At 65.3% G+C, this 26,496-nt stretch carries 16 protein-coding genes and 1 tRNA gene; 9 read left to right on the forward strand and 8 right to left on the reverse strand.

Features of this window, described 5'->3' with window-relative positions; all coding sequences use genetic code 11:
• The first annotated feature begins 296 nt into the window (after positions 1–296).
• Positions 297–1,535 carry an argininosuccinate synthase gene (locus tag B3T77_RS04010; RefSeq protein WP_292077459.1) on the forward strand — a complete coding sequence of 413 codons (1,239 nt, stop codon included), beginning with the start codon at positions 297–299 and terminating at the stop codon, positions 1,533–1,535.
• Here B3T77_RS04010 and B3T77_RS04015 read toward each other — a convergent pair.
• The 4 genes from B3T77_RS04015 to B3T77_RS04030 are packed head-to-tail and all read right to left on the reverse strand — an operon-like array spanning position 1,532 to position 5,027.
• Positions 1,532–1,945, reverse strand: coding sequence for a hypothetical protein (locus B3T77_RS04015; RefSeq protein ID WP_292077461.1), 414 nt, complete (start codon positions 1,943–1,945; stop codon positions 1,532–1,534). The genes B3T77_RS04010 and B3T77_RS04015 overlap by 4 nt on opposite strands.
• The gene (locus tag B3T77_RS04020) at positions 1,885–2,832 is read right to left on the reverse strand and encodes a PQQ-dependent sugar dehydrogenase (RefSeq protein ID WP_292077464.1); all 948 of its coding nucleotides are present in this window, start codon (positions 2,830–2,832) and stop codon (positions 1,885–1,887) included. Before B3T77_RS04020 ends, B3T77_RS04015 begins: the two co-directional genes overlap by 61 nt.
• A 43-nt stretch (positions 2,833–2,875) precedes the next feature.
• Entirely contained in the window at positions 2,876–4,213 is a 1,338-nt protein-coding gene (locus B3T77_RS04025; protein ID WP_292077466.1) for an acetyl-CoA hydrolase/transferase family protein, read from the reverse strand.
• A 37-nt stretch (positions 4,214–4,250) separates the two neighbouring features.
• Complete coding sequence (locus B3T77_RS04030) at positions 4,251–5,027, reverse strand: phosphatase PAP2 family protein (RefSeq protein WP_292077467.1); 777 nt, start codon at positions 5,025–5,027, stop codon at positions 4,251–4,253.
• Between the two features lie 273 nt (positions 5,028–5,300).
• On the opposite strand from B3T77_RS04030, the gene B3T77_RS04035 reads away from it, so the two are divergent.
• Together B3T77_RS04035 and B3T77_RS04040 are read left to right on the forward strand one after the other, a co-directional pair.
• Positions 5,301–7,190, forward strand: a complete 1,890-nt coding sequence (locus B3T77_RS04035) for a ribonucleoside-diphosphate reductase subunit alpha (protein ID WP_055809354.1) — start codon at positions 5,301–5,303, stop codon at positions 7,188–7,190.
• Positions 7,191–7,361: 171 nt separating this feature from the next.
• A complete protein-coding gene (locus B3T77_RS04040; protein ID WP_292077470.1) occupies positions 7,362–8,213 on the forward strand; it encodes a lipid A-modifier LpxR family protein in 852 nt (283 codons plus the stop codon).
• 4 nt (positions 8,214–8,217) lie between these two features.
• Here the strand turns inward: B3T77_RS04040 and B3T77_RS04045 are convergent, their stop codons facing one another.
• The gene (locus B3T77_RS04045; protein ID WP_292077471.1) at positions 8,218–9,972 is read right to left on the reverse strand and encodes a gamma-glutamyltransferase family protein; all 1,755 of its coding nucleotides are present in this window, start codon (positions 9,970–9,972) and stop codon (positions 8,218–8,220) included.
• A gap of 143 nt (positions 9,973–10,115) precedes the next feature.
• Between B3T77_RS04045 and B3T77_RS04050 the strand changes: the two genes are divergently transcribed.
• From B3T77_RS04050 to B3T77_RS04070, 5 genes are all read left to right on the forward strand, one after another.
• Positions 10,116–10,192: transfer RNA gene (locus tag B3T77_RS04050), tRNA-Arg, on the forward strand.
• A gap of 263 nt (positions 10,193–10,455) precedes the next feature.
• Positions 10,456–13,503 carry a BPTD_3080 family restriction endonuclease gene (locus tag B3T77_RS04055; RefSeq protein WP_292077473.1) on the forward strand — a complete coding sequence of 1,016 codons (3,048 nt, stop codon included), beginning with the start codon at positions 10,456–10,458 and terminating at the stop codon, positions 13,501–13,503.
• On the forward strand, positions 13,503–14,417 hold the full coding sequence (locus B3T77_RS04060; RefSeq protein WP_292077475.1) for a hypothetical protein: 915 nt from the start codon (positions 13,503–13,505) through the stop codon (positions 14,415–14,417). Before B3T77_RS04055 ends, B3T77_RS04060 begins: the two co-directional genes overlap by 1 nt.
• A complete protein-coding gene (locus B3T77_RS04065) occupies positions 14,410–17,310 on the forward strand; it encodes a site-specific DNA-methyltransferase (protein ID WP_292077477.1) in 2,901 nt (966 codons plus the stop codon). The genes B3T77_RS04060 and B3T77_RS04065 overlap by 8 nt, the downstream gene beginning before the upstream one ends.
• A 699-nt stretch (positions 17,311–18,009) precedes the next feature.
• Complete coding sequence (locus B3T77_RS04070; protein ID WP_292077479.1) at positions 18,010–20,106, forward strand: 3'-5' exonuclease; 2,097 nt, start codon at positions 18,010–18,012, stop codon at positions 20,104–20,106.
• A gap of 9 nt (positions 20,107–20,115) precedes the next feature.
• On the opposite strand, the gene B3T77_RS04075 is transcribed toward B3T77_RS04070, so the two are convergent.
• Positions 20,116–21,159: a hypothetical protein gene (locus B3T77_RS04075; protein ID WP_292077481.1), complete on the reverse strand. Its 1,044-nt coding sequence runs from the start codon at positions 21,157–21,159 to the stop codon at positions 20,116–20,118.
• 103 nt (positions 21,160–21,262) lie between these two features.
• Here B3T77_RS04075 and B3T77_RS04080 point away from each other — a divergent pair, with 103 nt between their 5' ends.
• On the forward strand, positions 21,263–21,532 hold the full coding sequence (locus B3T77_RS04080; RefSeq protein WP_292077482.1) for a helix-turn-helix domain-containing protein: 270 nt from the start codon (positions 21,263–21,265) through the stop codon (positions 21,530–21,532).
• Positions 21,533–21,989: 457 nt separating this feature from the next.
• Here the strand turns inward: B3T77_RS04080 and B3T77_RS04085 are convergent, their stop codons facing one another.
• A complete protein-coding gene (locus tag B3T77_RS04085; RefSeq protein ID WP_292077483.1) occupies positions 21,990–25,337 on the reverse strand; it encodes a DEAD/DEAH box helicase in 3,348 nt (1,115 codons plus the stop codon).
• The gene (locus tag B3T77_RS04090; protein WP_292077485.1) at positions 25,337–26,122 is read right to left on the reverse strand and encodes a hypothetical protein; all 786 of its coding nucleotides are present in this window, start codon (positions 26,120–26,122) and stop codon (positions 25,337–25,339) included. The genes B3T77_RS04085 and B3T77_RS04090 overlap by 1 nt, the downstream gene beginning before the upstream one ends.
• Positions 26,123–26,496 lie beyond the last annotated feature (374 nt).

Consider the following 26,496-nt stretch of genomic DNA (forward strand, 5'->3'; position numbering starts at 1 on the left):
CCTGACCGGCGGCCTGGGCGGCGGGTGCGGCGGCCACGGAGGCCCAGACGGGCGTTGAAACCGCCAGAAGGGCGGCGGCGGCGACGAGAGAGCCAGTGCGGCGCATGCGATATCCTCGGGATTGCAGTTGGAGGGGACCATAACGCCGGTCTGCCGCCTGGCAACGCGACCAAATGGAACATGACGAAAGGTTCATGTTCTCCCCCGCGCGACCCGGAAAAGGTTGCATCGCCGGACCCCCGGTCTTATGCGCGCGTCAACTCCCCGACTGACCGCCCCTTGCTGAAAGAGCCGCCATGTCCGCCCCCGCCGACAAGCCCGTCAAGAAAGTCGTCCTCGCCTATTCGGGCGGGCTGGACACCTCGATCATCCTGAAGTGGCTGCAGACCGAATATAACGCCGAGGTGGTGACCTTCACCGCCGACCTGGGGCAGGGCGAAGAGTTAGGCCCGGCGCGCGAGAAAGCGCTGAAGCTGGGCATCAAGCCCGAGAACATCTTCATCGACGACCTGCGCGAAGAGTTCGTGCGCGACTTCGTCTTCCCCATGTTCCGCGCCAACGCCCAATATGAGGGCGACTACCTGCTGGGCACCTCCATCGCCCGCCCCCTGATCTCCAAGCGCCAGATCGAGATCGCGCGTCAGGTCGGCGCCGACGCCGTCTGTCACGGCGCGACCGGCAAGGGCAACGATCAGGTCCGGTTCGAGCTGGGCTACTATGCGCTGGAGCCCGACATCCGCGTCATCGCTCCGTGGCGCGAGTGGGAGTTCCGCAGCCGCGAGGCCCTGCTGGACTTCGCCGAAAAGAACCAGATCCCGATCGCCAAGGATAAGCGCGGCGAGGCGCCCTTCAGCGTCGACGCCAACCTTCTGCACTCCTCGTCCGAGGGCAAGGTTCTGGAAGACCCGGCGGCCGAGGCGCCCGAGTTCGTCCACCAGCGCACGATCGCGCCTGAGGACGCGCCGGACGTGGCGACCGTTATCGAGATCGGTTTCGAAAAGGGCGACGCCGTCTCGATCAACGGCGAGGCCATGTCGCCCGCCACGATCCTGACCGCCCTGAACCAGTATGGCCACGACAACGGCATCGGTCGCCTGGACTTGGTCGAGAACCGTTTCGTCGGCATGAAGTCGCGCGGCGTCTATGAGACCCCCGGCGGGACCATCCTGATCGTGGCGCACCGCGGCATCGAAAGCATCACCCTGGACGGCGGCTCCATGCACCTGAAGGATCAGCTGATGCCGAAGTACGCCGAGCTGATCTACAACGGCTTCTGGTTCTCGCCCGAGCGCGAGATGCTTCAGGCGGCCATCGACAAGAGCCAGGAAAACGTCTCCGGCACGGTCAAGGTCAAGCTGTACAAGGGCAATGTCTCGGTCATCGGCCGCGAAAGCCCCAACAGCCTGTACGATCAGGATCTGGTGACGTTCGAAGAAGGCGTCCAGGCCTATGACCACAAGGACGCGGCCGGCTTCATCAAGCTGAACGCCCTGCGCCTACGCGTCCTGGCCAAGCGCGACGCGCGCAAGAGCTAGGGCGTCTTATCCGACCGAGCGATCCTCAAGATCGCCCGGTTTCGGTCGTCCGTGACCCAGAGCGATCCGTCGGCGGCGACGGCCAGCACGACCGGCGCGCCGCGCGGCTGACGGCCTGCGACCGTGTCCCAGCCCGGCGTCAGAACCTTGCCGCGCAGGCTGGGCGCGCCGGCGGGATAGGACAGGGCGCCGCGCGGATAGATGGCGTAGCGGCCGCCGATGTCGGTCAGGGGGCGGCCCTCGCCATCCGTCTCGGCCGCCACGATCCGGCCGCCCGCGCGACGATAGCCGTGCCAGCTCATCAGCAGCCGGCCACGCAGTTCGGGAAACATCGCCCCGTCGTAATAGATCAGGTGCAGCGGCGCGGCGTGGGGCGGCAGCAGGGCGACCGGGCGGTCGCGCTGGCCCATCGCGTCTGGGCCGCGCTCCAGCCCGGCAGGGGCGTCGCCAGATCGACGCAATAGGGCCAGCCGTAATGGCCGCCCTGACGCAGGACATTGATCTCATCATAGGGATGGTCGGGCGTGGTCAGGTCGACCGAGTTCTCGCCTTGCAGGATCGTGCCCGACGGGTGCCGCACGAGGGCGATGGAGTTGCGCAGGCCCGAGGCGAAGACGGTGCTGTCCTCAGCCCAGCGGCCGTTTCCCAGATAGGCGTGACGCCGCACCTGGGCTGTCGCCGCGCTGTCGATGCAGGCCCCCGCCGCATTGGCGCGCGCTCGGCCCCGCGCATCCACGCAGCGGTCGCTGGGCGCGCCGACATTGACCAGCAGGTCGCCGTTGGCGTCGAAGACGAAGCTGGACAGCGGGTGACGGTTCGCGTGCAGTCGGTTGTCGGGCAAGTCGCCGATCACGGTGCGCACCGTCGCCGCCGGATCGGCCGCGTCGGGGTCCAGCGTCAGGATGCGGTTCATCTCGGACACATAGATGCGCCCGTCCGGCCCGCGCGCCGCCGTGTGCGGCATGTTCAGCCCTTGGGCCAGTCGTCTCCAGCGCGGCGCACCGTCGGCGCCGAACGACAGCCGCCAGATGGCACCATTGCCCGGATACCAGTTGCCGAGATCCGTCACCAACCAGTCGCCGTTGGGTAGCGCCAGCAGGCCGCGCGGCATTCGCGGTCCCTCGGCCCCCGCGCCCTGCCAGACCAGTCCCAGGCAATAGCCGGGCGCCATGCGCACGGTGGTCATAGGACGGCCGTCACAGTCGCCATCGGTGGCATAGGCGCCTTGCGCCGCCCTGGCGCTAACAGGCGCGGTGACGAACAGGGACAGCAGGGCCAGAAGGCGGACGGTCTTCATGACGCCAAAAGTCCCGACGGAAGGCCCGAGATCAAGTGCGGCGTCAGATCAGGCCCTGCTCGCGCGCCGCTGTTGTCAGGCCGTCGCGAAACGCGGGCGCGGCCAAGGCGATCAGGGCGCGGGCGCGTTCGCTGGACGACTTGCCCTTCAAATTGGTCCAACCGTGTTCGGTGGCGACGATGTGGGTGTCGTTGCGCGGCGTGGTGACCGGGCCGTCCAGACGCGCGACGATGCGAGAGGCCGTGCCCTTGGCCGCCGTGGAATGACAGGCGATGATCGACTTGCCGCCCTCCGATCCATAGGCGCCGCGCACGAAGTCTAGCTGGCCCCCGGCGGCCGTGAACTGGCGCCCGTTCAGGAACTCCGAGCAGCAGGCGCCGGTCAGGTCGACCTGAAGCGTGGCGTTGACCGAGATCATCTTCGCATTGCGCGCGATCACGGCCGGGTCGTTCACATACGAGACTGGATGGGCCTCCATGCCGCGATTGCCGTCCAGGAATTCATAGGTGTTGAGGTCGCCCATCGAGAAGGCGAAGACGCCCACGCCCGGATGCAGGGTCTTGCGGGCATGGTTGGCCACGCCGGCCTGCATCAGCTCGACCAGGCCGGGCGTCAGCATCTCGGTGTGAACGCCCAGATCGCGGTGGTCCATCAGGGCGTCGCAGACGGCGTTGGGCAGGGCGCCGATCCCCATCTGAAGCGTCGCCCCGTCCTCGACCAGGCCGGCGATGATGCGGCCGATGGCCAGGTCCGCCGGCTGAGGCTCGGCGCGCGGCACGACCAGCAGGGGCGCGGCATGTTCGACGATGCCGGCGACCTGGGACACATGGACGGTGCAGTCGCCGAACACGCGCGGCATATGCGGATTCACCTCGACGATCACAGTCTTCGCCGTCTGCGACACCGGCTTGGCGTAGTCGGTGTTGGTGCCGAACGAGAAGAAGCCGTCCGCATCCATGGGCGAGACGGTGCAAATAAGGGTGTCCACCTTGACCTCGTCGCACAGAAGGCGGGGCGACTGCTGAAAGCCCGTGGGAATGAACTGCACGGGGTTGGGGCGACCCTCCTCGTGCGCGCGCTGTTCCAGCCGGCGTTCGATGGCGCTGTGGAACAGGCTCCAGGGGCGGATCCGGTCCATCAGCTCATAGCGCAGCACCGTGTCCCCGGCGATGGCGGTCGAGAGCAGATAGTAGAGGTTCACGTCCTCGACCTCGCCGCGCGCGGCCCGGCCTGCCAAGGCTTTGAGCAGGGCGGGCGGCTGGGACACGCCAAGGCCCATGGCGACCTTGGCGCCCGGCACGATCAGGGCGGCGGCCTGGTCGGGGGTCTTCAGGCGTTCGGCGTAGAGGGCGGCATGGTGCATGGCGTGCGTCTCCGACATGTCGCCAGACTAGCCTGCCGCGAGGCGGAGCACGGGCCTAGACTTTGGTCGGGTCGGGGGCGGCTTCGATCGGGGAGGCTTCGTCCTGCAGCGCCGCGCGGTGACGCTTCTGCCAGCGCGCCACCCCATAGGCGACCAGCCACAGGGCCATGGCCCAGGCCGCGCCGACCGCCCAGCCGGCGAAGACGTCGGTGGCCCAGTGCGCGCCCAGATAGATGCGCGTCAGCCCGACCAGCAGGGCCAGCAGAATGCCGACGCCCAGCACGAAGACCTTGAACCGCTCGCGCGGGAAGGCGCGGGTCAGCATGACAGCGACGCTGAGATAGAAGACGGTGGACAAGAGGGCGTGGCCGGAGGGGAAGCTGGCGTTGATCGTTTCCACCGCCTGAGCGGCGGCAGGGGGCCGGGCGCGCTCGAACACCGCCTTCAGGCCCTCCGAAAGTATGACGCCGCCGGCTAGGCCAATGACCAGCAGCAGGGACGACAGCCATTTCCGCTGGCTCAGCAGGAAGACGATCACGATCAGGGCGAACAGACCCAGCACCGAGATGCCGCCCAGCGAGGTGATGTCCGCCGCCGCCTCCTTCAGCCACCACGGCCCCCACGGCCGGCCGGGATCGTCGGCATAGGGCCGCATCAGCGCCAGGACATGAAGATCGAAGGCTTGGCCCTCGCCCTCAGTCATCTCATCGGCGAGGCCGGCGAAGGTCAGAACGCCGCCGGCGACGACCAGCAGGGCCAGAAGCGCGGCGATTTCCGTGCGGGCGACCGCCAGGGCGCGTATCAAAAAGGCGCGTAAGTCAGAAAGCGTCATGCGCGAGCCAACGGCCAAGCTGAGCAGTCGTTCCGATCACGCGTTCGTGATCATGCCGTCGCGGGCTCGTAAAACGGACGTGCTGGCTTGCACGCGGGCTTTTCCCCAGACGGCTGGGACTTGTCCGACCGATTCGCCCACAATGGTCGGCGTCAACCCGTTGACGGGTCATTAGGCATATGCGCCCTATATGTGGGCTCGGGGAGCGCAGAGGCCACAAGATGATGTGGTCGCGGCGCGGGCGGCTCAAACGATTTTTTGTTCAGGACGCAGATGACCATGGCTGGCGGCGAGGCATTGAAGACGACGGAATTCCAAGGCGTTGCGGCGACGCCGACGCCGGAACGCCCCCACCTGACCGTGGTCAAATCGGTCCAGGTTGACCGCTCGCGCGACGATCTGCTGACCGACTTCGGCAAGAAGACGCTGGAAGATCGCTATCTGCTGCCGGGCGAAAGCTATCAGGACATGTTCGCGCGGGTCTCGACCGCCTTCTCGGACGACGCCGAACACGCCCAGCGCCTGTATGACTATATGAGCCGCCTGTGGTTCATGCCGGCGACCCCGGTCCTGTCGAATGGCGGCGCGGATCGCGGCCTGCCCATCTCCTGCTTCCTGAACGCGGTGGGCGACAGCCTGGACGGCATCCAGAACGTTTGGAACGAGAACGTGGCCCTGGCCTCCAACGGCGGCGGCATCGGCACCTATTGGGGCGGCGTCCGCTCTATCGGCGAAAAGGTGAAGGGCGCGGGCAAGACCTCGGGCATCATCCCCTTCATCCGCGTGATGGACAGCCTGACGCTGGCGATCAGCCAGGGTTCGCTGCGCCGCGGTTCGGCCGCTGTCTATCTGGACATCCACCATCCGGAAATTGAAGAGTTCCTGGAGATCCGCAAACCATCGGGCGACTTCAATCGCAAGTCCCTGAACCTGCACCACGGCATCAACGTCACCGATGAGTTCATGGAGGCGGTCAAGGTCGGCGGAACCTTCGATCTGAAATCGCCCAAGGACGGCGCGGTCATGAAGACCGTCGACGCCCGTTCGCTGTGGACCAAGCTGCTCGATATCCGCATGCAGACCGGCGAGCCCTATCTGATCTTTTCGGACACGGTGAACCGCCAGATGGCGCCGCACCAGCGTGACCTGGGCCTGAAGGTCAAGCAGTCGAACCTGTGCGCCGAGATCATGCTGCACACCGGCCGCGACCATCTGGGCGTGGACCGGACCGCCGTCTGCTGCCTGTCGTCGGTGAACGCCGAGACCTTCCTGGAATGGCGCGAGGAGCCGCGCTTCGTCGAGGATCTGATGCGGTTCCTGGACAATGTGCTGGAGGACTTCATCCGCCGCGCCCCGCCCGCCATGGCCGCCGCCGTCTATTCGGCCAAGCGCGAGCGTTCGGTGGGGCTGGGCCTGATGGGCTTCCACTCCTTCCTGCAGGGGCAGGGCGTGGCCTTCGAAAGCGCCATGGCCAAGTCGTGGAACATGCGCCTGTTCAAGCATCTGCGCCGCGAGGCCGACAAGGCCAGCCGCCTGCTGGCTGAAGAGAAGGGCCCGTGCCTGGACGCCGAGGAGCGCGGCGTGATGGAGCGGTTCAGCCACAAGCTGGCCATCGCCCCGACCGCCTCGATCTCGATCATCTGCGGCGGCACCTCCGCCGGAATTGAGCCGATCCCGGCCAACATCTACACCCACAAGACCCTGTCGGGCTCGTTCGCGGTCAAGAATCCTTATCTGGAGCGCCTGCTCGACGAAAAAGGCATCAACACCGAGGCGGTGTGGAGCTCCATCCTGGAGAACGAAGGTTCGGTCCAGCACCTCGACGCCCTGAACGAGGATGAGAAGGGCGTGTTCAAGACCGCCTTCGAACTGGACCAGCGCTGGGTGATCGAACTGGCCGCCGACCGCGCGCCGGAAATCTGCCAGGCCCAGTCGCTGAACCTGTTCATCCCCGGCGACGTGAACAAATGGGACCTGCACATGCTGCACTGGTCCGCCTGGGAGCGCGGCGTGAAGTCGCTGTACTATCTACGCTCTAAGTCGGTGCAGCGCGCCGCCTTCGCAGGCGCGGAGGACAAGGCCGAAGAGGTGATCGATCCCAATCAGCCGGATCTCTTCTCCCTGCCCAAGACCGACTACGACGAGTGCCTGGCCTGCCAATAAGGCCATCTGCACCAATTGACCCGAAGGGCTCCGCGACAGCGGGGCCCTTTTTCGTTTGGGAACCGCTGCTGGTCGTCCTCGTTCAAAAGCGACGAAACCATGACCAAAAGCCGTTGGACTCTTGCGCCTGAGGGTTGCAGTGTGTGTCCAGCGGATCGGTGGGGAGACCGGATGCGATTAAAGGCCTGTATTGTCGGCTTTGGGGGCGTGTTGGCGATGGCCGGCGCGAGCGCCGCCTGCGCACAGACCTGGGCCCCCAACGCCTTCGACGCCTCGCCCGATGTCGAGGCGCGCCTGACTGAACAGACAAGTTTCCGCGTAGCACCTGACGCCCGGTTCGGCGCCCAGATCGAAATCCCGACCGCCTTCCGTCCCGATGACCGATCCGGCCTGTCCGCCAGCACGCGCAACGACGTCTGGATCGATCGCACCGACTTCACCGACCGGGTGACGCTGGAGACGGCCGGCCGTCTGCGCCGCGCCGACGGCTCTCCCTTGCCGGTCACGCCCGTCGATCGGGCCGAACTGGACCCCGACGCCTATGATCTGCGCTATGTGCGCGGTTTCCGCGGCGCGCGCGGCCACACCGCCTCGGGCCTGGAAGTCAGCCTGACGCCCCACGCGGGCCTGGGCGTCGGCAGCGAAGGCCGTTCGGCCGAAGCCGGCGTCACGCTCAAGATCGGCGAGGGTCTGGATCGTCTGGCCCCCAACGGCCGCGAGCGGTTCGGCGAGCGGCCGCGATGGTACCTGTATGCCGCCGGATCCGGCCGAGCCGTCGGCTACAACTTCGCCCGCACACGCGACGGCGACTACGCGCGCTCCGGCTACACCCAGGACAAGGGCAGCTTCCTGGGCGACGCCTCGATTGGGGTGGCCTATCGCAAGGGCGACATGCAGACGTCGTTCGGCGTCGTCTATCGCGAGATCGACGCCGGCAAGGGTCTGCGCGGCATGAACGGCCTGGACACCGACGTCAGCGAAGGCCTGCTGGCCTTCCAGCTGTCGATCCGTCCAGGCCGCTGAGCCTTCAGCGAACCTCCGAGAGCGCCACGCCCTCGCGACGCGGATCGGCCCCGCCGTCCCAGCGACCGTCGCGCCAGATCGCGCCATGCAGGCCTGAGGTCTCGGTGGCGTTGGGCTTCAGGGCCATGCCCGCCGCCGCCAAGGCGTCGCGGATATCGGGCGCGATCAGGTCGGTGTCGGCCCCGACCAACTCGCCCCGCACCACCAGATTGGGCAAGGCGATCGCCTCCTGCATCGACAGGCCCCAGTCCATCGTCCCGACCAGGGCCTTGGCGACATAGGCCAGGATGCTGGACCCGCCCGGCGAGCCGATGGCGCCGACCAGCCTCCCCTGACGGTCCAGGATCAGCACCGGCGTCATCGACGAGCGCGGCCGCTTGCCCGCCGCCACGGCATTGGCGGCCGGATGTCCGTCCTCCTGCGGCGTGAAGGAGAAATCCGTCAGTTGGTTGTTCAGGAAGAAGCCGTCGACCATCCGGCCATTGCCGAAGATGCTCTCGACCGTCGTGGTCATGCTGACCGCATTGCCCCAGGCGTCCACCACGACCATGTGCGAGGTGCCGCCCGGCTCGGCCGTCTGATCGACCGCGCGCGGCGGCGATCCTGTCGGGGCGCCGGCCTCGACCGGCCCGTTCACCTGCGGGGCCAGGGCCGCGCGCGACGCGACATAATCGGGATCCAGCAGACCGGCGATCGGCACCCCGACGAAGTCGTTGTCGCCGATATAGCGGTCCCGATCGGCATACATCAGCCGCTGCAACCGCCCGAACGCGACCCAGGCTTCAGGGCTCTTGGCCCCCTTGTCCAGATCGGGCGTCGCCTCGGCCATGGCTAGGAACTGCAGCAACGCCACCCCGCTGGACGGCGGCGGCGGCACGCAGACCACATAGGCCTGATACGGCCGGCAAAGGGCGTCGCGGCGCAAGGGCCGATAGCCGGCGATGTCCGCCTCGGTCAGACCGCCGGGACGCGGTCCTTCGCGAACCGCCGCCGCGATGTCGCGCCCGATCGGCCCGCCATAGATGACGCCCGGCCCCTGCTGCGCCAGTCTCGCGACCGTGTCGGCATAGGCGGGGTTCTTCAACGTATCGCCTGCCTGATACCGCGTGTCGTCCGGCTTGGTGAAATAGGCGCTTGCCCAGCGGGTCCGCGCCTGCGGACTGCGCCCATTGATCATGCCGGCCAGACGCGGGCTGACCGTGAACCCATCGCGCGCCAGCCGCTCGGCGTCCCCGAACAGGTCGCGCCAGGCCAGCTTGCCGTGATCCTTCTGCGCCATGGCCAGCATGGCCACCGCCCCCGGCGCCCCGGTCGAGCGGCCCGACAACACCGCGTCGATGAAGGGCAGGGGCTTGCCGTCCTCATAAAACAGTTCGGGCGTCGCCGACGCCGGCGCCGTCTCGCGCCCGTCATAGGCCGTGACGGTCCCGGTCTCGGCGTCATAGCTCATCAAAAAGGCCCCGCCCCCCAGGCCCGAAGACTGCGGCTCCACCAGGCCCAGCACCGCCTGGATCGCCACCGCCGCATCCACGGCCGATCCGCCGCGCCGCAACACGGTCATCCCCGCCTCGACCGCCAGCGGATTCGCCGCCGCCACGAATGGGCCCCGAGCGGGCGATGCGGCCGACGACGGGGCCGACACGGCCGGCGGCGATGCTGTCGTCGGCGAGGGCGCGCCTTGGCTGGCTGTCGCGGTCTGGCATCCCGCCATCAGGACGGGAACCAGCACAGCGGCGATCTGGCGACGGAAAGAGCGCATGAAAGATCCGAAAGCAGGGGAGCGTCAGACAGGCCTAAGCCGTCGCAGCCGCCACGCCAACCGCTTCAGACGCAGAAACTGCATTCCCCGCTTGCGTCCGCCCGATCCACCGGCTAAAGACCCGCCCTCGCCGCAAGGCAGCCGCACCCGTAGCTCAGCTGGATAGAGCATCAGACTACGAATCTGAGGGTCAGGAGTTCGAATCTCTTCGGGTGCGCCATTCTTTTCAATGACTTAGAGCGCTGCGCCTGAGATGGCTGTCCCTCTCGGGTAACGACCGGGGTAGCGCCAAAGGCCAACCACGAGCCCATGTCGCTTCGTGTCGTGCTCTGTCCCTAGAAGTCGCGCCCATTCGCAAATCAGGCTCGTCCAGCGGCCATGCGTCCGATTCTGACGCATCCGTATTTCGCAAATCCCTACAGCTCGACCTTGGTTAAGTCGGGGACTTCCCGCTAACGTGGCGTCGGAAGCACTGGGGGTACCGTGAGTAAGGCGTTCTTCGAACAACCGATCCTGAACTCGCCGTACCTGCCGCCGACGCGCCACCATGCGCTCGATCCGGATGGGCAGCCGCTGAACCTGCCTCCGGTCGAGGGGCGTCGGCGATCTGAGCTCATCAGCCCGGTGCCCAAGCCCCGGCGACAACGCTCTGCTCGAAGCCAAGCGTCGCTCGATCTGGACGACGCGCTTGGTGGTGCCGCCGAAGACCAGACCTACAATCCCACGCCGATCATCAACGAGATCCGGTCGCGGGTGGAAGCCTGGCGAGCGCTGAAGAACCCAATCGACTGGGGAGTGACGCCGACCACCGCCCGGCTCCTTCAGCACTGGCGTTCCCATGAGTTCGAGAGCGTTCGCCCGTTTTTTTGTCAGGTCGAGGCAGTCGAGACGGCGATCTGGCTTACCGAGGTCGCGTCGAAGAACAAGCAGTTCGCCCACATCTGGCGCCACATCGAGGGTGCCAATGCACAGGCCAATCCGGAACTGCTGCGCCTTGCCCTGAAGCTGGCGACCGGCGCGGGGAAGACCACCGTCATGGCCATGCTGATGGCATGGCAGACGCTGAACGCGGTGCGAACGAGCAGTCCGATGTTCAGCCGGGCGTTCCTGATCGTGGCCCCTGGCATCACCATCCGGGACCGGCTTCAGATCCTGATGCCGTCGCACCCCGAGAACTACTACGCGCGGCGTGAGCTCGTACCGGCCGACCTGCTCACCGACATGGGCAAGGCCAAGATCGTTCTGACCAACTACCACGCCTTCAAGCGTCGCGAGGTGATGGAGATCAGCCGGGTCGGCAAGGCGCTGCTGCAGGGTCGAGACGAGGAACTGCAGACCACGGAGACCGAGGGCGCGATGTTGAAGCGGGCCTGCGGCGAGTTGCTGGCCTTCAAGAACGTCGTGGTGATCAACGATGAGGCCCACCACTGCTACCGTGAACGGCCTGGCGACGACGAGGCCCCGGTTTCGGCCGATGAGCGCGAGGAAGTGAAACGCAACGCTGAGGCGGCTCGCCTCTGGATCTCCGGGATCGAGGCGCTGAAACGCAAGGTCGGCGTTCGGACCGTGTTCGATCTGTCCGCCACGCCGTTCTTCCTGCGCGGCTCGGGCTACCAGGAAGGCACGCTCTTCCCCTGGACCGTCTCAGACTTCTCGCTGATGGACGCGATCGAGTGTGGCATCGTCAAGCTGCCGCGCATTCCGGTGGCGGATAACAGCGTCCACAGCGACACCCCCGTTTATCGGGAGCTCTGGGAGCATATCGGCAAGCGCATGCCCAAGAAGGGCGCGGGCAAAAGCGGTCAGCTCGACCCTCTGGCTGCCACCTTCCCGTCCGAGCTTCAGACCGCCCTCTTCTCGCTCTACGGCCATTACAAGAAGACGTTCGAGGCCTGGAAACAGGCGGGGACCGAGACCCCCCCGGTCTTCATCGTGGTGTGCAACAACACGGCGACGTCGAAGCTGGTCTACGAGTGGATCTCGGGGTTCGAGCGCGAAGATGAGGACGGCGATAAGGTCACCAAACACATTGGCCACCTCCCGCTGTTCCAAAACTACGATGAGAACGGCAACCGCCTTTCGCGCTTCAACACGCTGCTCGTGGACTCTGAGGCCCTGGAATCCGGCGAGGCGCTGGACGCCAGCTATCGCGAGCTGATGGGCGACGAGATCGAGCAGTTCAAGCGCGAGCTGATCGAACGGACAGGCGACCTTCATGCAGCCGACGCCATCACCGACAGCGACCTGTTGCGGGAAGTCATGAATACGGTGGGCCGCAAGGGTCGCCTGGGCGAGCAGGTCCGCTGCGTTGTCTCCGTCTCCATGCTTACGGAAGGGTGGGACGCGAACACCGTCACCCATATCATGGGCGTGCGCGCGTTCGGGACCCAGTTGCTGTGCGAGCAGGTGGTCGGGCGCGGGCTGCGCCGACAGTCCTACGACCTGAATGCCGAGGGGTTGTTCAATGTCGAGTACGCCGACATCCTCGGCATTCCCTTCAACTTCACCGCCGAGCCGGTGGTCGCCCCGGTCAAGCCGCCGCGCAAGTCCACCCGTGTCCATGCGGTGCGCGAGCGGTCCGTCTTGGAGATTCGCTTCCCACGCGTCGAAGGCTACCGCGTCGATCTGCCGAATGAACGGATCACGGCCGTCTTCAACGACGACAGCCGACTTGAACTGACCCCGGAAAACGTGGGGCCCTGCACCGTCCTAATGGAGGGCATTGTTGGGGAAGGTGTCGAACTGAACGCCGAGGTTCTGGAAGCCCTACGCGAGAGTGAGATGAGCTACCACCTCGCCCGCAGGCTGCTGTTCACTCGCTTCCGCGATCCGGGCGAAGACCCGCCAATGCATCTGTTCGGCGACATCAAGCGCGCCGCCAAGCGTTGGCTGGACGAGGGCTTCCTCGTAGCGAAGGGCGTGCCCAAACAGGCCGTCATGTACGCCGAGCTCGCAGAGAAGGCGGCCGAGCGCATCTATCTGGCCTGCCAGCGCGGCGTTCAGGGCGAGCACAAGGTCAAGGCGATCCTCGATGCCTATAACCCCATCGGCACCACCCGCTTCGTCGCCTTCAACACGACCAAGGACGTTTACGTCACCGACCCTGCGAAGAGCCATGTCAGTCACGTGGTCTGCGACAGCGACTGGGAAGGAGAGCTCGCGCGGGTGCTGGAACGCAATGCTCGGGTGCTGTCCTATGTGAAGAACCAGGGCATGCAGTTCGAGGTGCCGTATCGCGATGGGGCGGTCCCTCGTCGCTACATCCCGGACTTCATCATCCAGGTGGACGATGGGCGCGAGGATCCGCTGAACCTCATCATCGAGACCAAGGGCTTCAAGGGCGGGGACGCCCAACTGAAGGCCGAGACGATGCGCACGATGTGGGTCGAGGGCGTGAACAACCTCGGTGGCTACGGCCGGTGGCGTTTTGAGGAGTTCCGCGACGTCTACGCCATCCAGGAAGCCCTTGATCGACTGATCGAGGACGTGGTGGCCGGCGTGGACCGGGCTAAAGCCGGGGCGCTCGTCTGATGACCGGCGTCGTATTCGGCACCTTGGAGGACGTGGCTCCTCGCGAGGCCTGGAACCACGAAGCGCACGTCTTCACGCCCTGGCTGGCTGAGAACCTCGACCGGCTAGGTCGCGAGATCGGACTCGAACTGCAGTTGGAGGGGCAGGAGGTTCGCGTCGGTCCCTTCGCCGCTGACATCCTGGCAACGGACGTGCGGGATGGATCGCGCGTCCTCATCGAGAACCAGCTCGAAGAAGGCGACCACCGCCATCTGGGGCAGATCCTGACCTACCTGACGGGCCTCGATGCGCGGACGGTGGTGTGGGTGGCCACCCGGTTCCGGGATGAACACCTGTCCGCCGTCCGTTGGCTAAACGAGCACGCTTCCGGCGGGGCAAGCTTCTTTGCGGTTAAGCTCCGTGTGGTCCGCATCGGATCGTCGCCGTATGCGCCGCTGTTCGACGTCTTGGAGCGCCCCAACAACTGGGACCGACGTCTGCAAGACGCAGCGCGAGAGGCGACCGATCCCTCGGTGGTCGGCCAGCACCGCGAGGCCTTCTGGGCGCACGTGGTCAGCCGCCACCCGGCCTCCGGCGTGACACCCGGCGCCTCGTCCGCCCGATGGGTGCCCACGGGCGTGAACGGTGTGGTGGTCTCTGCTTATGTGGGTGTCGGTCGGATCGGCGTGTTCCTGCGCGGAGGTCGAGGCCAGGCAGACACCGTGCTCGCCAGCGTCTTGCTGCCCCAAGCGGACGCGCTGTCCCGGGCCCTCGGCGTGGACCTCGGTGATCCCGCCTACCCTTTCACGTCCCGGGTCGAGATCGACACGGGCGATCCCGCCACATGGGATCAGGCCGCCGACTGGCTGGCCCGCTCCATTGCTCACTACGTCGCCGCCGTGAGGCAGGTGTTTGAGGCTGAACTCCATGGCTAAGTCCCCCCCGCGCCCCAAACAGGTTTCGACGCTCGTTCACGAGGATGCGACGCGGAAGAACATTCCGACGGCGGAGTTGCAGTCCACAGCCGAGTATCTGGAAGAGCGCCAGCCCCAGCCACCGGTGCACTATCCGCGCGCGCGGCCTCTGGCCGAGGGTGAGACCCGTGACCGGGATGAGGATCTGGATCCCCAGATTATCTGGAACGGCGCGCGCATCCGTTTGACGCCGGCGCAGATCGAGCAGCTTGCTGCCACGGGTTCAGTGGAGATCGGCGACGCGCAACTGGTGTGGCGCGGGAAGGATACGCAGGACTGGTCCGACCTGATCGTCCAGGCGCCGCCGCTCTACATCCAGGAGAAGATTCACCCCAAGGTCATCATCGACGATCTGAAGCGCCGGACCGAGCAGGATCGCGGCGACAAGGGACAGTCAGAGACGATTGATCTGTTCGCCGACTTCAACGGTGTCGATCCGGAAGCCCGCACCGAGTTCTACCAGCATGACCAGCACTGGTCGAACCGCATGATCCTGGGCGACAGCCTGCAGGTCATGGCGTCCCTGGCCGAACGCGAGCGGCTGGCCGGCAAGGTGCAGTGCATCTATTTCGACCCGCCCTACGGCATCAAGTTCAACTCGAACTGGCAGGTCTCGACCCAGAGCCGCGACGTCAAGGACGGCAAGCAGACCGACATAAGCCGCGAGCCTGAACAGGTGAAGGCCTTCCGCGACACCTGGAAGGACGGCATCCATTCCTACCTAACCTATCTGCGCGACCGGCTGACGGTGATGCGGGAGCTATTGACGGATTCAGGTTCGATCTTTGTGCAGATCGGCGACGAGAACGTTCACGTGATCCGCTCACTGATGGATGAGGTATTTGGCGAGAGTGCGTTTGTCGTTCAAATTCTCTTTCGAAAGACAGGAGGGCTCACCGGAAACTACCTTCCTACGATTGGCGATTACATCCTCTGGTACGCCAAGAAGGAGGGAGCGGCCAAGTATCGGCGCCTGTATGGCATTAAGTCCCCAGGGGCCGCAGGGGCGACTCAGTATCGTTTCCAGATCCAGCCCGATGGCACCTTCAATGCCGTGAATGAGGAAGAATTAAGTAAAGTCGAACCGACTTCCCTTGCGGCACACGCAGACCTGACCTCACAAGGGAACGCAGTCTACGATTTTTCTTACCAGGGCCGGGTGTTTCGTGGTGGTTTCAAGCCTCCGGAGCGAAACCTTAGGCGCCTGAGCCTGGCGGGGCGCGTCCTCGTGATGGGTAACACCTTGCGCTACGTCCGCAAGCTCGCAGACTTTCCCATCTACGAATACAATGCGCTATGGGAAGATGTCGGCGTTAGCGGGTTTGCCGACCCCAAGCTCTACGTGGTGCAGACTTCTCCTAAGGTTGTTGAGCGCTGCATTCTGATGGCCACGGACCCCGGCGACCTCGTGCTCGATCCCACGTGCGGGTCAGGAACCACAGCCTATGTGGCGGAGCAGTGGGGTCGCCGCTGGGTCACCATTGACACCAGTCGCGTAGCCCTCGCTCTGGCGCGAACTCGGCTGATGAGCGCGCGATATCCCTTTTATCTCTTGGCTGACAGCCCCGAGGGGCGGAAAAAAGAACAGGAAGTCTCGGGGACCGCGCAAGCCATGTCGAACACCCACGGCGACATCCGCCAGGGCTTCGTCTATGAGCGCGCGCCCCACGTGACCCTGAAGTCCATCGCCAATAACGCCGAGGTCGACGTTATATGGGAGGAGTGGCAGGCGAAGTTGGAACCGTTACGCGAAGCGCTGAATGCGCGCAGCGGCCGCCCCTGCGAAGAGTGGGAGATCCCGCGCGAGGTCCAGACCGGCTGGGACGACGAGACCATTGACCTGCACCGCCGCTGGTGGGACGCGCGCATCGCCCGCCAGAAGGAGATCGACGCCTCCATCGCCCGCCGCGCCGACGTCGAGCTTCTTTATGACCGGCCCCATGAGGACAAGACCAAGGTGCGGGTCGCCGGGCCCTTTACCGTAGAAAGTCTATCGCCGCACCGGGTCGTGCCCAGCGACGCCGATGAGCTTTGGGATACGATCGGCGAGGACGCCAGCAAGCGGAAGAGGCATCTCGCCAGCGAGCCGACAGACTTTTCAGCGATGGTGCTCGAAAACCTAAGCACCTCGGGTGTTCAGCAGGCCACGCGCGGCGAGCGGATTGAGTTCACCGCTCTGGAACCTTGGCCAGGCCGTTGGATCGGCGCCGCCGGACGGTTCATGGAGGGCGACCGTGAACGACGCGCCGCCATCTTTATTGGGCCCGAGTTCGGCACGGTACAGCGCGCCGACATCACCGCCGCCGCGCGCGAGGCAACGGACGCTCGCTTCGACATCCTGATCTGCACCGCCTTTAACTTCGACGCCCATACCTCGGACATCACCAGCTTGGGCCCACTGCCGATCCTGAAGGCCAAGATGAACCCGGACTTGCACATGGCCGGTGAGCTGAAGAACACCGGCAAGGGCAACCTATTCATCGTCTTCGGCGAGCCCGACATCGACATCGAGCACCTGGCCGACGGCCAGATCCAAGTGCGGGTGAAGGGCGTGGACGTCTTCGATCCGAACACCGGCGACGTGCGCTCGGCTGACACCAAGGGCATCGCCGCCTGGTTCATCGACACCGACTACAACGAGGAAAGCTTCTTCGTCCGCCACGCCTACTTCCTCGGTGCCAACGACCCCTACAAGTCGTTGAAGACCGCCCTGCGCGCCGAGATCGACGAACTGGCCTGGTCCACCCTTTACCGCGACGTGAGCCGCCCCTTCGACCGCCCCACCACCGGCCGGATCGCGGTGAAGGTCATCAACCACTTCGGCGATGAGGTGATGAAGGTGTTTGGGGTCTAAGTAGGTGCCGGGCTACAATCACTTCCCCGATTGTCCATGCGGCTGGTGCGCAGGCGGGGGCGGCTGGGGCGGGGGCAGCGGTAGGCTTCCACGAGAGTATTTTGAGGAACGCAACGCGAAGGCTCGCCTAGCCGAGGCGAAGGCTGATCGTTGGACATCCACGTTTGTAAATCCCAACGCGAAATGCCCAGAATGTTTCGAACCTGTTTTCTACTTCGAAAACGCCTTTGGCAGCCGTGTATATTTCGACGAGCTGGGGCCGCCTTGGCCTAAGCACCCCTGCACAGACCGTCCCCGGAAGTCTTGGTGGAGAGTGCCGGCAGTTACTCAACCCTCAGCAAGAACGCTCGGCACCGTAAAAGAGATCAGTTGGGCGCAGGGTCAACTTAGACAATCGGTGGGTCGAGAGTTCATCGAGCGCTACGGGTCCAACCCATGGGAGCTGTTCAGGGTCTCGGAAGTCGGGCGGTCGCCGATAGCCTCAATGCACCTTCAACTATGCTCGCTGCATGTGAAGCAATTCGCTCCGGTCCGCCTTACGGTGTCAGGACCCGCATCATTCGTTGTCGACCAGATCGTCGCCCTTGCGGACGGAGTGATTTCATACCTCGATGAGATCAGTCGCGTGCCATGCACTGAGGTGTTCGACGAGTGGGATAGCGTCGGATTTCCGACTGTTTTTACAAACGCGATGACATCATGAACATCATCATCGCCGACACCTTCACAGCCGCCCTGGCACGCCTTCCGGCTCAGGATCAGAAGGCTGTGAAGATCAGCACCATGGATCTGCAACTCGACCCCACGGGGGGCGGGCTGCAGATGCATCGGATCGACAAATCCAAGGATGCGAACTTCTGGTCGGCCCGGGTCAACCGCGACATCCGCCTGATCCTTCACAAGAGTGGCGGCAGCACACTCGTCGCCTACGTCGATCATCACGACCGTGCCTATGCCTGGGCTGAACGGCGCCGCATCGACGTCCATCCGAGGACAGGCGCCGTCCAGATCGTCGAAGTCCAGGAGATGGTCGAGGCCGAGCTCACCCATAGGCATGAACCGCTTGCCGCTGGATCGGAGCCGGCCTCTGCTCGCAGGATCTTCGAACGACTGACGCCCGACGACCTGTTGTCTGTCGGCGTGCCCGAGGACTGGCTCGAAGCCGTCCTCGCCGCCAACGAGGATGACTTCTTCGACATGGCCACGCACCTTCCGGCTGAAGCCGGGGAGGGGCTGCTGGAATACGCGACCACCGGCATCCTGCGGCCTGCTGAGGTGGTGGCCTTCGCCCAAGCCAGCGATGCGTTCGACCATCCGGACGCCCAGCGTCGTTTCCGCGTCATCGCCACTTCGGACGAGCTCCAAGCGGCCCTCGATGCGCCATGGGACGCCTGGTCAGTCTTTCTGCATCCGTCGCAGCGGGCGGTGGTGGAGAGGGCCTACAGTGGCCCGGCGCGGGTGACGGGCTCCGCCGGTACCGGGAAGACGGTTGTTGCCCTCCACAGGGCTGTACGGGCCCTGCGGTGCCATCCTGACCCGCGTGTACTGCTCACCACCTTCTCTGATCCTCTGGCAGAGAATCTGGCGGCGAAGATCGCGATCCTTGCTGGACCGAACACGTCGATCATCCCGCGCATCCGTGTGACGTCGTTCCAAGGCCTAGCGAACGAACTGTTCCAACTGGTCTTCGGCCGCAAGCCGAGGATTGCGACCGTCGCGCAGATCGAGGAGGCGCTCGATGGTGCTCGGGCCGAGATCGATCCCGACGCGGCCTCAACCCGGTTCCTCCTGGCGGAATGGTCGAACGTCATCGACGCCTGGCAGGTCGCCGACGCTGATGCCTATAGCGTTGTTCCGCGTGTGGGCCGCAAGGCCCGCCTGGGCTCGAAACAGCGGGACCGGCTCTGGCCCATCTTTGAGGACGCGCGACGCCGGCTCGCCGATACTGGTCTAACGACATGGGCGCAGGTGTTTGGGAGTCTGACGGATCACTATCGGCCTCGTGGCGACAAGCCATTCACACATATCGTCGTGGACGAGGCGCAGGACCTCGGCGTGCCTGAACTCAGGCTGCTTCGCGCGATCGCCCCGGATGACGGCGATGCGCTGTTCTTCGCCGGAGACCTCGGGCAGAGAATTTTCCAGCAGCCTTTCTCGTGGAAGGGCCTGGGCGTCGATGTTCGAGGCCGCGCCTCGACGCTGACCGTCAACTATCGAACCTCCCAGCAGATCCGGAAGGCAGCCGATGGTCTTTTGCCGGGGGAGGTTCGCGACGCCGACGGCGAGTCGATGGATCGGCGTACGACGATCTCCCTGTTCGAAGGGCCTGCGCCCGTCGTTACCCTGGCCGAGACCGAGGCCGCTGAGATTTCGGCCGTAGCCGAGTATGTCGCGCAGGCGGTTCAAGAGGGAGTGGCCCCGGCTCAGATAGGGGTTTTCGTACGATCGACAGAACAACTCCAACGGGCCCGCAGCGCCGTCGAGCGGGCCGGTCTCGTGCCCCAGGAGTTGTCGGCCCATCGCGCGGCCGTGAGCGACCGCGTCGCCATCGGGACGATGCACCTCGCTAAGGGACTAGAGTTCAAGGTCGTGGCTGTGATGGCTTGCGATGACGGGGTGCTGCCCCTTCAAGGCCGGATCGACACGGTGGTGGACGAGGTGGAGCTGGACGAGGTCTACACTACCGAACGGCACCTCCTGTACGTTGCTTGCACCCGCGCGCGGGATCGGCTGCTGGTCTCAGCCGTAAGCCCCGGATCAGAGTTCCTGACCGACTTGAAGGCCAGAGCAAGCTAGGCTTGAGGCCTAATTGCGCAGGCTCCGTCGTACCAGGTCATCCAGGGTGAGTGTAGGGAAAAGGGTCGCCGAAGAGCCCACAAAGACGGACGCCGCGAGCGTGTGAACCTCGGTGAGGAGAGGCCACGTGACGCCCTCCCAATCCGCCTTTGCTTTGGTGTTGGCCAGGATTGCTCTGACGGCCAACGAGACGTGTTCGAGGCCGAGGAGCACCAAGGACTCGAACCTGTCATCCGGAAGGATATGGACAGGCAGACCGAACCGATCGATCAGCGCTCGCCCTAAACGCTCGGGACGACACCACGCTTTATCGATCGTGTAGTTGGGGTCGTTCCCGGAGAAGGCAGCGGCGATCGGTGGCAGGAGGTGGTGCTCGGCGCTATCGTCGCGAGCCGCAAACATCTTGCTGCCGACGGCCATTGCGACACCGATGAGTGCTGAGACGGCTGGAAAGGCACGCAGGTCGAACGGATCGGGGTTTGCCTGGAACCCGGCCAGCAGGTCGGTGGTAGCGAAACTCAGGTTTGGGGGTCGGCACCCTACCCGTCTTTCGCCCGGCGGAGGCAAGGCGAACTCGGTATCGGCACCGTTCCCACCGTAGGACCGCAGGGTCACGAAGCGAGCTTCCATGGGGCCAGGTACCAGGTACTCGGCCGCTGCAATAGGCAGGGCGTTCAATCGTTCGAGGACGCCCAACAGTTCGCTCAGCCATCCGGCGTAGAGCCAGTCTCTCCCCACGGATCGCTCACAGACGTCCGGAAATCTCTGGATGAACTTCTCGGCCAGTTGCCTCGCATTGTCCTGGCCGGCATCCATCCAGCCAAAGTACTGCTTGCCTGAGGCGCTGCTGTAGTAGGCGGAGAAACCACCGTCGTCCTCCGCCCATGCTCCATTGGCCGTCGAGAACAAGTCTCGCGGCCCGATCGCGAGCCGCCATGCCAAGGGATATTCGTAAGGCATGATGCGCAGTCGCTGATAACCCAGCCTATGCAGCTCGCTGACCATGCGTATCAGGCGTTGCCCGCGCCGGACCATCTTGTTCGCTTCATCCACTGTCGCTCTCGCTCCCGAACTGCAGACAGGGTCCATAGCGTCCATTCTAATATGTAGGCCATATCCCGTGGTTTAGGCGGCCCAGCCAAGGCTCGTGTCGCCTATGACCGGGCGGGAACTCTTGGCGTGGAACCTACGCGCTCTGCGCACTGCACGAGGCCAGTCCCAAGAGGCGCTCGCAGCCGACACTGGCCTTGATCGGGCTTACGTCAGCGAAATCGAACGAGGATTAGGCAACGCGTCTCTCGACGTCCTAGACCGTCTGGCTGCATGCTTTTCGGTTCCTGTCTCTGAACTCCTCCGCGAGCCAGACGGTGGGGCTGCCGCGCCGCCTCCACCTCTTCGCCCAGGCCGAAAGCCACGCGCGCGCTGATCCTGTGGTTGACGTCGGGTGAACGCTTCCCGAGCGGTCAACAGATTTGTTCTTCTTTGTTCTTGAGGCTATCGGCTTCCCTCGCTATCGCCGACCTGAAGCGCATCGCCCAAGTGAAGGGGCCGAACTATCGCCTTTGGGGCCAGCGGGTGCAGTGCCGCCGCATGGGGTGCCTAGGCAAGGTCGTCTTCCACGCCCAGCCGCCAGGGGCAGGTGCGACGATCGTCATGACGTGATGAGTGGGCTTGCGCGCGATCTGCCGACCACCGTTCTTGAAGACGGCGCTCCGACACCCCAGTACGGCGCGGCAAGCGTAGGTTCCGCCGATGACCGGTTGTGGCTCGCGTGCAGAGGACCACTTTCGACCCGAAGCGAACATTTGAAGGACGTTGTCCGTCGGTCAGAATTTGACCCTCGAGCGAAGTTCGGAATGTCCGCTATCGGCCGCGAGCCGGAGTCAGCTCAATGGATCGTCGTCCTCAAGCGCGCTGAAGATTAGTGAAACATTGGCGTTGGTGATCTTCTCTCGCACGGTTGTCCAGTCGTCGGTAGCATCGCGAGTCAGAAGGTGCTCGATCGCGGCGTACTCGCCATAGACCGCCACGCGCGAGAGCGCGGGGGAGGAACGGCTGAGCGCGAAGTGGTAGGGGGTCTGGAAGCCCTTGCGCATCAGTTGCGGCAGGGCCGTCACCATCGGCGGCGGCTCGGCTCCCAGGCCGGCAAGGAGGCCAGTAGAGACCTGTTTGAGGATGCCGCACAGATAGCCGAGATCCGACGCCAGCCTCTGGGCGAATCGTCGGGCGCGTTTCGCCTTGGGATCGGGGCCGGTCGGCCGCCTCACGTCGCGCTCCGTCGCGGCAATAAAGACGGCGATCCTTGCCTCGATCATAAGAAGGGGCTCTCCGGCGAACCAAGCCGGAAGGACGATCCGCAGCCCGTCCAGACCAGCGCGTCGGCGCGCGATGTTATCGGGCTGGGTGGAGAAGGCCCGTCCAAAGACCCGGTCCAGGGCTTCGGGCCGGAGCACGGTGTCGAAGTCCGGCTGTGCGGGATCGAGTTGATCCAGCAGCCACAGCACCCAGGGTAGGGCGTCCGGCTGGTTGTGCGGGGCTCCCGGATAGGCTTGGGCCAAGGCGATGATTAGCCGGCGACTGACGCCGGTCTTGGCGGCGAGCGCCTCCTCCCAAGGCAGGGCGGGGGGCTCGGCCCGAGCCCGGATCGCGGCGACAAGGGTTGCGCGCCGTCCGGCGATCCAGGCGTCGGCCTGGGGGGCGTTGAGCGCGGCGCGCCGGTAGAAGCCCAAGGTGCGCCGCGCCAGGGCCTCGAACGCCTCGCCGTCGTCGCCCAGCACGTCTGAAAGGCGCCGGAGCAGATAGTCCGTTTCAGGCGTCGGGACGCCGGCGACTTCAATCTGATCGAATAGGGTCGCCAAGGGATCGCCAAGCGGCAGGCACTGATCGCCCTCCGCGAAAACGACTGGAAGGTCGATGTTCTCGTCGAGGGCTTTCGTCAAAGGGTCGAACCCGATGGGCTCGCCGGGAACGATGATCGCCACGCCGGTCGCGGCCTGCCCCGCACGTCCTGCACGGCCCAGGGCGTTCAGAATCTCATGGGGTGCGAGAGGCTTGCGGAAGGTCTCGCTGTCCTCGTCATCGTCGAGCCGGTCGGTCCCCGCGAGGATGACCACCTCGCAGGGCAGGTTGAGGCCTTGGGCCAAGGTCGAGGTGGCGGCGAGAATGTTCAAGCCGCTGTCGCGGTCGCGGAACAGGGATTCGACCAGCCTCCGCTCGTCGGGGAGCAGGTCGCCGTGATGCACGGCCGCCCGACGATCGCCCGCGTCGTAGACGCCCGCGACGTCGCCCAGCTCGGAAATAGCCGCGTCGCGCCAGGCGGTCTGGCTTTCGTCCCGGTTCGGCGGCAGGTCGGCCTGTCCGAGGTTCAGGCCGTTGGCGACGCTGACGCAGAAGGTGATGCTGTCGCAGAAGATAATGACCTTCTGGCCGCTTCGCGCGAAGCGTTCCGCGATGGCGGCCGCCACCTGAAGCCGGTTGGCGGTGATGCGACGCCGGCCGACCGGCCTCTGGCTGTGACTCAACGCAACCGGCTGAGGCGCGAAGGGACGGAAGGCCAGCTTGTCGACGGCGGCCGGGTTCCATCCGCTCGCCAGAGAGAACAGCCCCCAGGGAGTGGCCTCGGGCCTGCCGCGCGGGGTGTTGGCGGCAATGTGTGCGGCGATGAGATCGCGGCGAGCGTAGGTGACGCAGGCCCGTAGCTGGCGGGTCGGCTTCCATCGATCGTCAAAGGGATGAACGGGGCGGCCAATCAGGACGGCGAGCCATCGCGCCAGCTCGGGCGCGTTGCTGACCATGGCGGACAGAAGCAGCAGGTCGGAGCTTGACGATACTGACAGGAAGGTCAGCAGGCACAGCATGGCGTCGATCGCCCGACGGTCCACGCGCGACCGGACACCAACGTCCGGCTCGGGAGCCCCCATCAGGTGGAACTCGTCGAACACCATTAGCCCGACGTTGGCGAAGAGCTCGGGTGCGAAGGTCAGGAGGGCGAGACACTGTTCCGGGGTCAGGACGGCGAGGGCGGGCAGGACCCGAAGATCCTCGATAGAGTCGGCGTCCTCAACGCTCTCGGCCGTGACGATGGCGCCGATCCGTTCGTTTAGGTCTCGCTCAACCTGGCCGACGAGGGCGTGAGTAGGGGCTAGGTAGAGCACGGTCTTGCCGGCCGTGATCGCGGCGGCGATCTTCAGGGCCGCCAAAGTCGTTTTCCCCGAGCCAGTCGGGGAAGTCATGATGAGGGACTGTCCAGCCGCGAGGTAGCCGGTTGCCACCGCGCGCCTGTGATTCTCCCAGAGATAGGGCCATCGGGCGGCCTCGGTCCGGATCCAGGCCGCCCAAGCTCCGGGATCCGAGCCAAAAGGCGCCGGTGTCGTGACCAGCAGGCCTTGTCCCAGGATGTCGGCCGCGCGCAGAAGCAGGCTGGCCAAATGGTGCGGCCCACTGAAGACGGCTGCCGAGCGTCGAGCGGACGGCGCAGCGATATCTGCCACGAGGGCCGGTGCCAAACCTTCGGCGTCGACGGCCAGATCGCGGACCCGCGCAAAGCGCGCCCGAGCGTCGCTCAGACCGTTTTCCGCTCCCTCGCGGCCCAGGCCAAAGGCGGCGAGCTCGACGACGCCGGAGAGCAGTTCGCGAAACAGGAGATCGACAGCGAAGCCGGAAAGATCGGAACCGCGAAGCGCTTCGGCAGCCGGATCGATTTCGAGGATGTCGGCGAGCTTGCCCCGGGCGAGACGGCCCACGGCCAAGATCAGGGCGCGCCGGATCGGATCGGGCTCGCCGGCCGCGACGACGTCGCGGGCGGCTTCAAAGGCGTCTGACGAGCGTTCGGCGATCAGGAACAGGAGAGAAGCCGCGAGCTCGGGCCCGATCGCATCCTCGTCGAGCCGGGTCGTCACGTCAAAAGCGCCATCCTCGCCTTCTGCTCCCCGCGCCAGCCGTCCCGCCGTCGCAATAATCTGGCGCGCCGAGGCCGCCACAAAGGCGGTCGCGCGGCTGCGGGAGGGATCGAGGCCGAGAACGATGCGGGCCTCGTAGGCATCGGCCATCCGTCCCATGCGCAGGACGATGCCGTCGAGTGTGGCGCGATCTTCAGGGTCGGTGCCCATGGCGAGGCGGGCGGCGGCGATCTCGACATAGGCCGAGGTCAGCTCCTCGCGCAGATCGGCTGGCTGCAATCCTTCCAGGGGCGGCGCCCCGGCGATGAGACGGCTGGTGACCTCGTCATACATCAGTCCATGGCCTTCAGCTTGAGGATTACGGCGTTCGCGAGGGCGGCGAGATAGGGGCGTACGGCCTGGACGGGCATTACCTCCGCCATTCGGCTTTCAATCGCACCCCCGGCGACGTCGTCGAAACCGGCGAAAAGGTGGGCGTAGCTCGCGTCCTTCGCCTGCGCGGGGTCCGCAGTCAGGGCCACGCGAAAGGCGCGGGCGCCCTCCCAGGTCGTGGCCGCGATCACGGCTTCGCTATCGACGCCGGGCAGGGTCGCGAGGATGGCGGTGATTGCAGCTAGGATTTCCCGGTCCTTTCCCGCCGCCTGAATGGCCGTGATTTCTGGCCAGATGCTCTGAGTGACGAGGTTGCGGGGATTGGTCGAGGCCTTGTCCTCGCACAGGATGATCCGCGACAGGCCAGGTGCGGCGGGGTCGAGGTCGAGAATGACGCCGTCGAAGCCCTTGTCGGCGGTGCGGACGTGGGGTGGCGCTGAATGGGTGTTAGGCAGGGCCAGATACGCAGCGATCCAAGAGACGTGCTGGAAGAGGAGGCCGTCACGGTGCACGATGCGGACATTCAGCTTGGCCTGCGCCGACTTCCGCGTTGCGTCGTCCGCCGACTGCAGGTCGACCACCAGATCGCCGGTCTCGATCGTAAGAGCCCTTATGGCGTCTTGAACCACACTGCCGGGAAGGGCGGCGGCGCCGGGCTCGAGAGCCTGAATGATCCGCGCCGCATGGTCGCGTTTCTGGACGTAGAGCCAGGCAACGGCGTTCGCCAATTGATCCGCGTCCGCCACCGACCATTCCGTCAACATTGAGACGGGGGCATTTAGTGGGGACGCGAAGCTAAGGGGCATCAAGGTCTGTCTTCGGACATTTAGGTGGCACCGCGCGCTGTGAGGTCTAGGGATCCACAGGAGCGAGGGGCGGTCGAGGACATCGCCTTAGGTTCCCACTTGATCTAACACTGATTGCTTCAGGTTCAAGCGATGGTTGCGATCCTACGGGGCTGGGATAGGTATCGCTCAGCGTGTCCTCGCCGCGCTTCAGCCGCTGTTCGGAGGATCGATAAGATCGGCCCGATCGCCCATCTGACGCAAAAAAGAGGGCCTGAGTCTGGCCATGGCGTTCCATGAGTTTGGCACCAAGCGTTGAAGTATGGCTCGCTGAG

Source organism: Brevundimonas sp. UBA7838, assembly GCF_002500885.1.
GTDB classification, from domain to species: Bacteria; Pseudomonadota; Alphaproteobacteria; order Caulobacterales; family Caulobacteraceae; genus Brevundimonas; species Brevundimonas vesicularis_C.

Excerpts from the sequence above, each read along its gene's own strand:
- B3T77_RS04010 (WP_292077459.1), top strand. The coding sequence starts at position 297 with ATGTCCGCCCCCGCCGACAAGCCCGTCAAGAAAGTCGTCCTCGCCTAT.
- B3T77_RS04015 (WP_292077461.1), bottom strand. The coding sequence starts at position 1,945 with ATGGGCCAGCGCGACCGCCCGGTCGCCCTGCTGCCGCCCCACGCCGCG.
- B3T77_RS04020 (WP_292077464.1), bottom strand. The coding sequence starts at position 2,832 with ATGAAGACCGTCCGCCTTCTGGCCCTGCTGTCCCTGTTCGTCACCGCG.
- B3T77_RS04025 (WP_292077466.1), bottom strand. The coding sequence starts at position 4,213 with ATGTCGGAGACGCACGCCATGCACCATGCCGCCCTCTACGCCGAACGC.
- B3T77_RS04030 (WP_292077467.1), bottom strand. The coding sequence starts at position 5,027 with ATGACGCTTTCTGACTTACGCGCCTTTTTGATACGCGCCCTGGCGGTC.
- B3T77_RS04035 (WP_055809354.1), top strand. The coding sequence starts at position 5,301 with ATGACCATGGCTGGCGGCGAGGCATTGAAGACGACGGAATTCCAAGGC.
- B3T77_RS04040 (WP_292077470.1), top strand. The coding sequence starts at position 7,362 with ATGCGATTAAAGGCCTGTATTGTCGGCTTTGGGGGCGTGTTGGCGATG.
- B3T77_RS04045 (WP_292077471.1), bottom strand. The coding sequence starts at position 9,972 with ATGCGCTCTTTCCGTCGCCAGATCGCCGCTGTGCTGGTTCCCGTCCTG.
- B3T77_RS04060 (WP_292077475.1), top strand. The coding sequence starts at position 13,503 with ATGACCGGCGTCGTATTCGGCACCTTGGAGGACGTGGCTCCTCGCGAG.
- B3T77_RS04065 (WP_292077477.1), top strand. The coding sequence starts at position 14,410 with ATGGCTAAGTCCCCCCCGCGCCCCAAACAGGTTTCGACGCTCGTTCAC.
- B3T77_RS04070 (WP_292077479.1), top strand. The coding sequence starts at position 18,010 with ATGAACATCATCATCGCCGACACCTTCACAGCCGCCCTGGCACGCCTT.
- B3T77_RS04080 (WP_292077482.1), top strand. The coding sequence starts at position 21,263 with ATGACCGGGCGGGAACTCTTGGCGTGGAACCTACGCGCTCTGCGCACT.
- B3T77_RS04085 (WP_292077483.1), bottom strand. The coding sequence starts at position 25,337 with ATGTATGACGAGGTCACCAGCCGTCTCATCGCCGGGGCGCCGCCCCTG.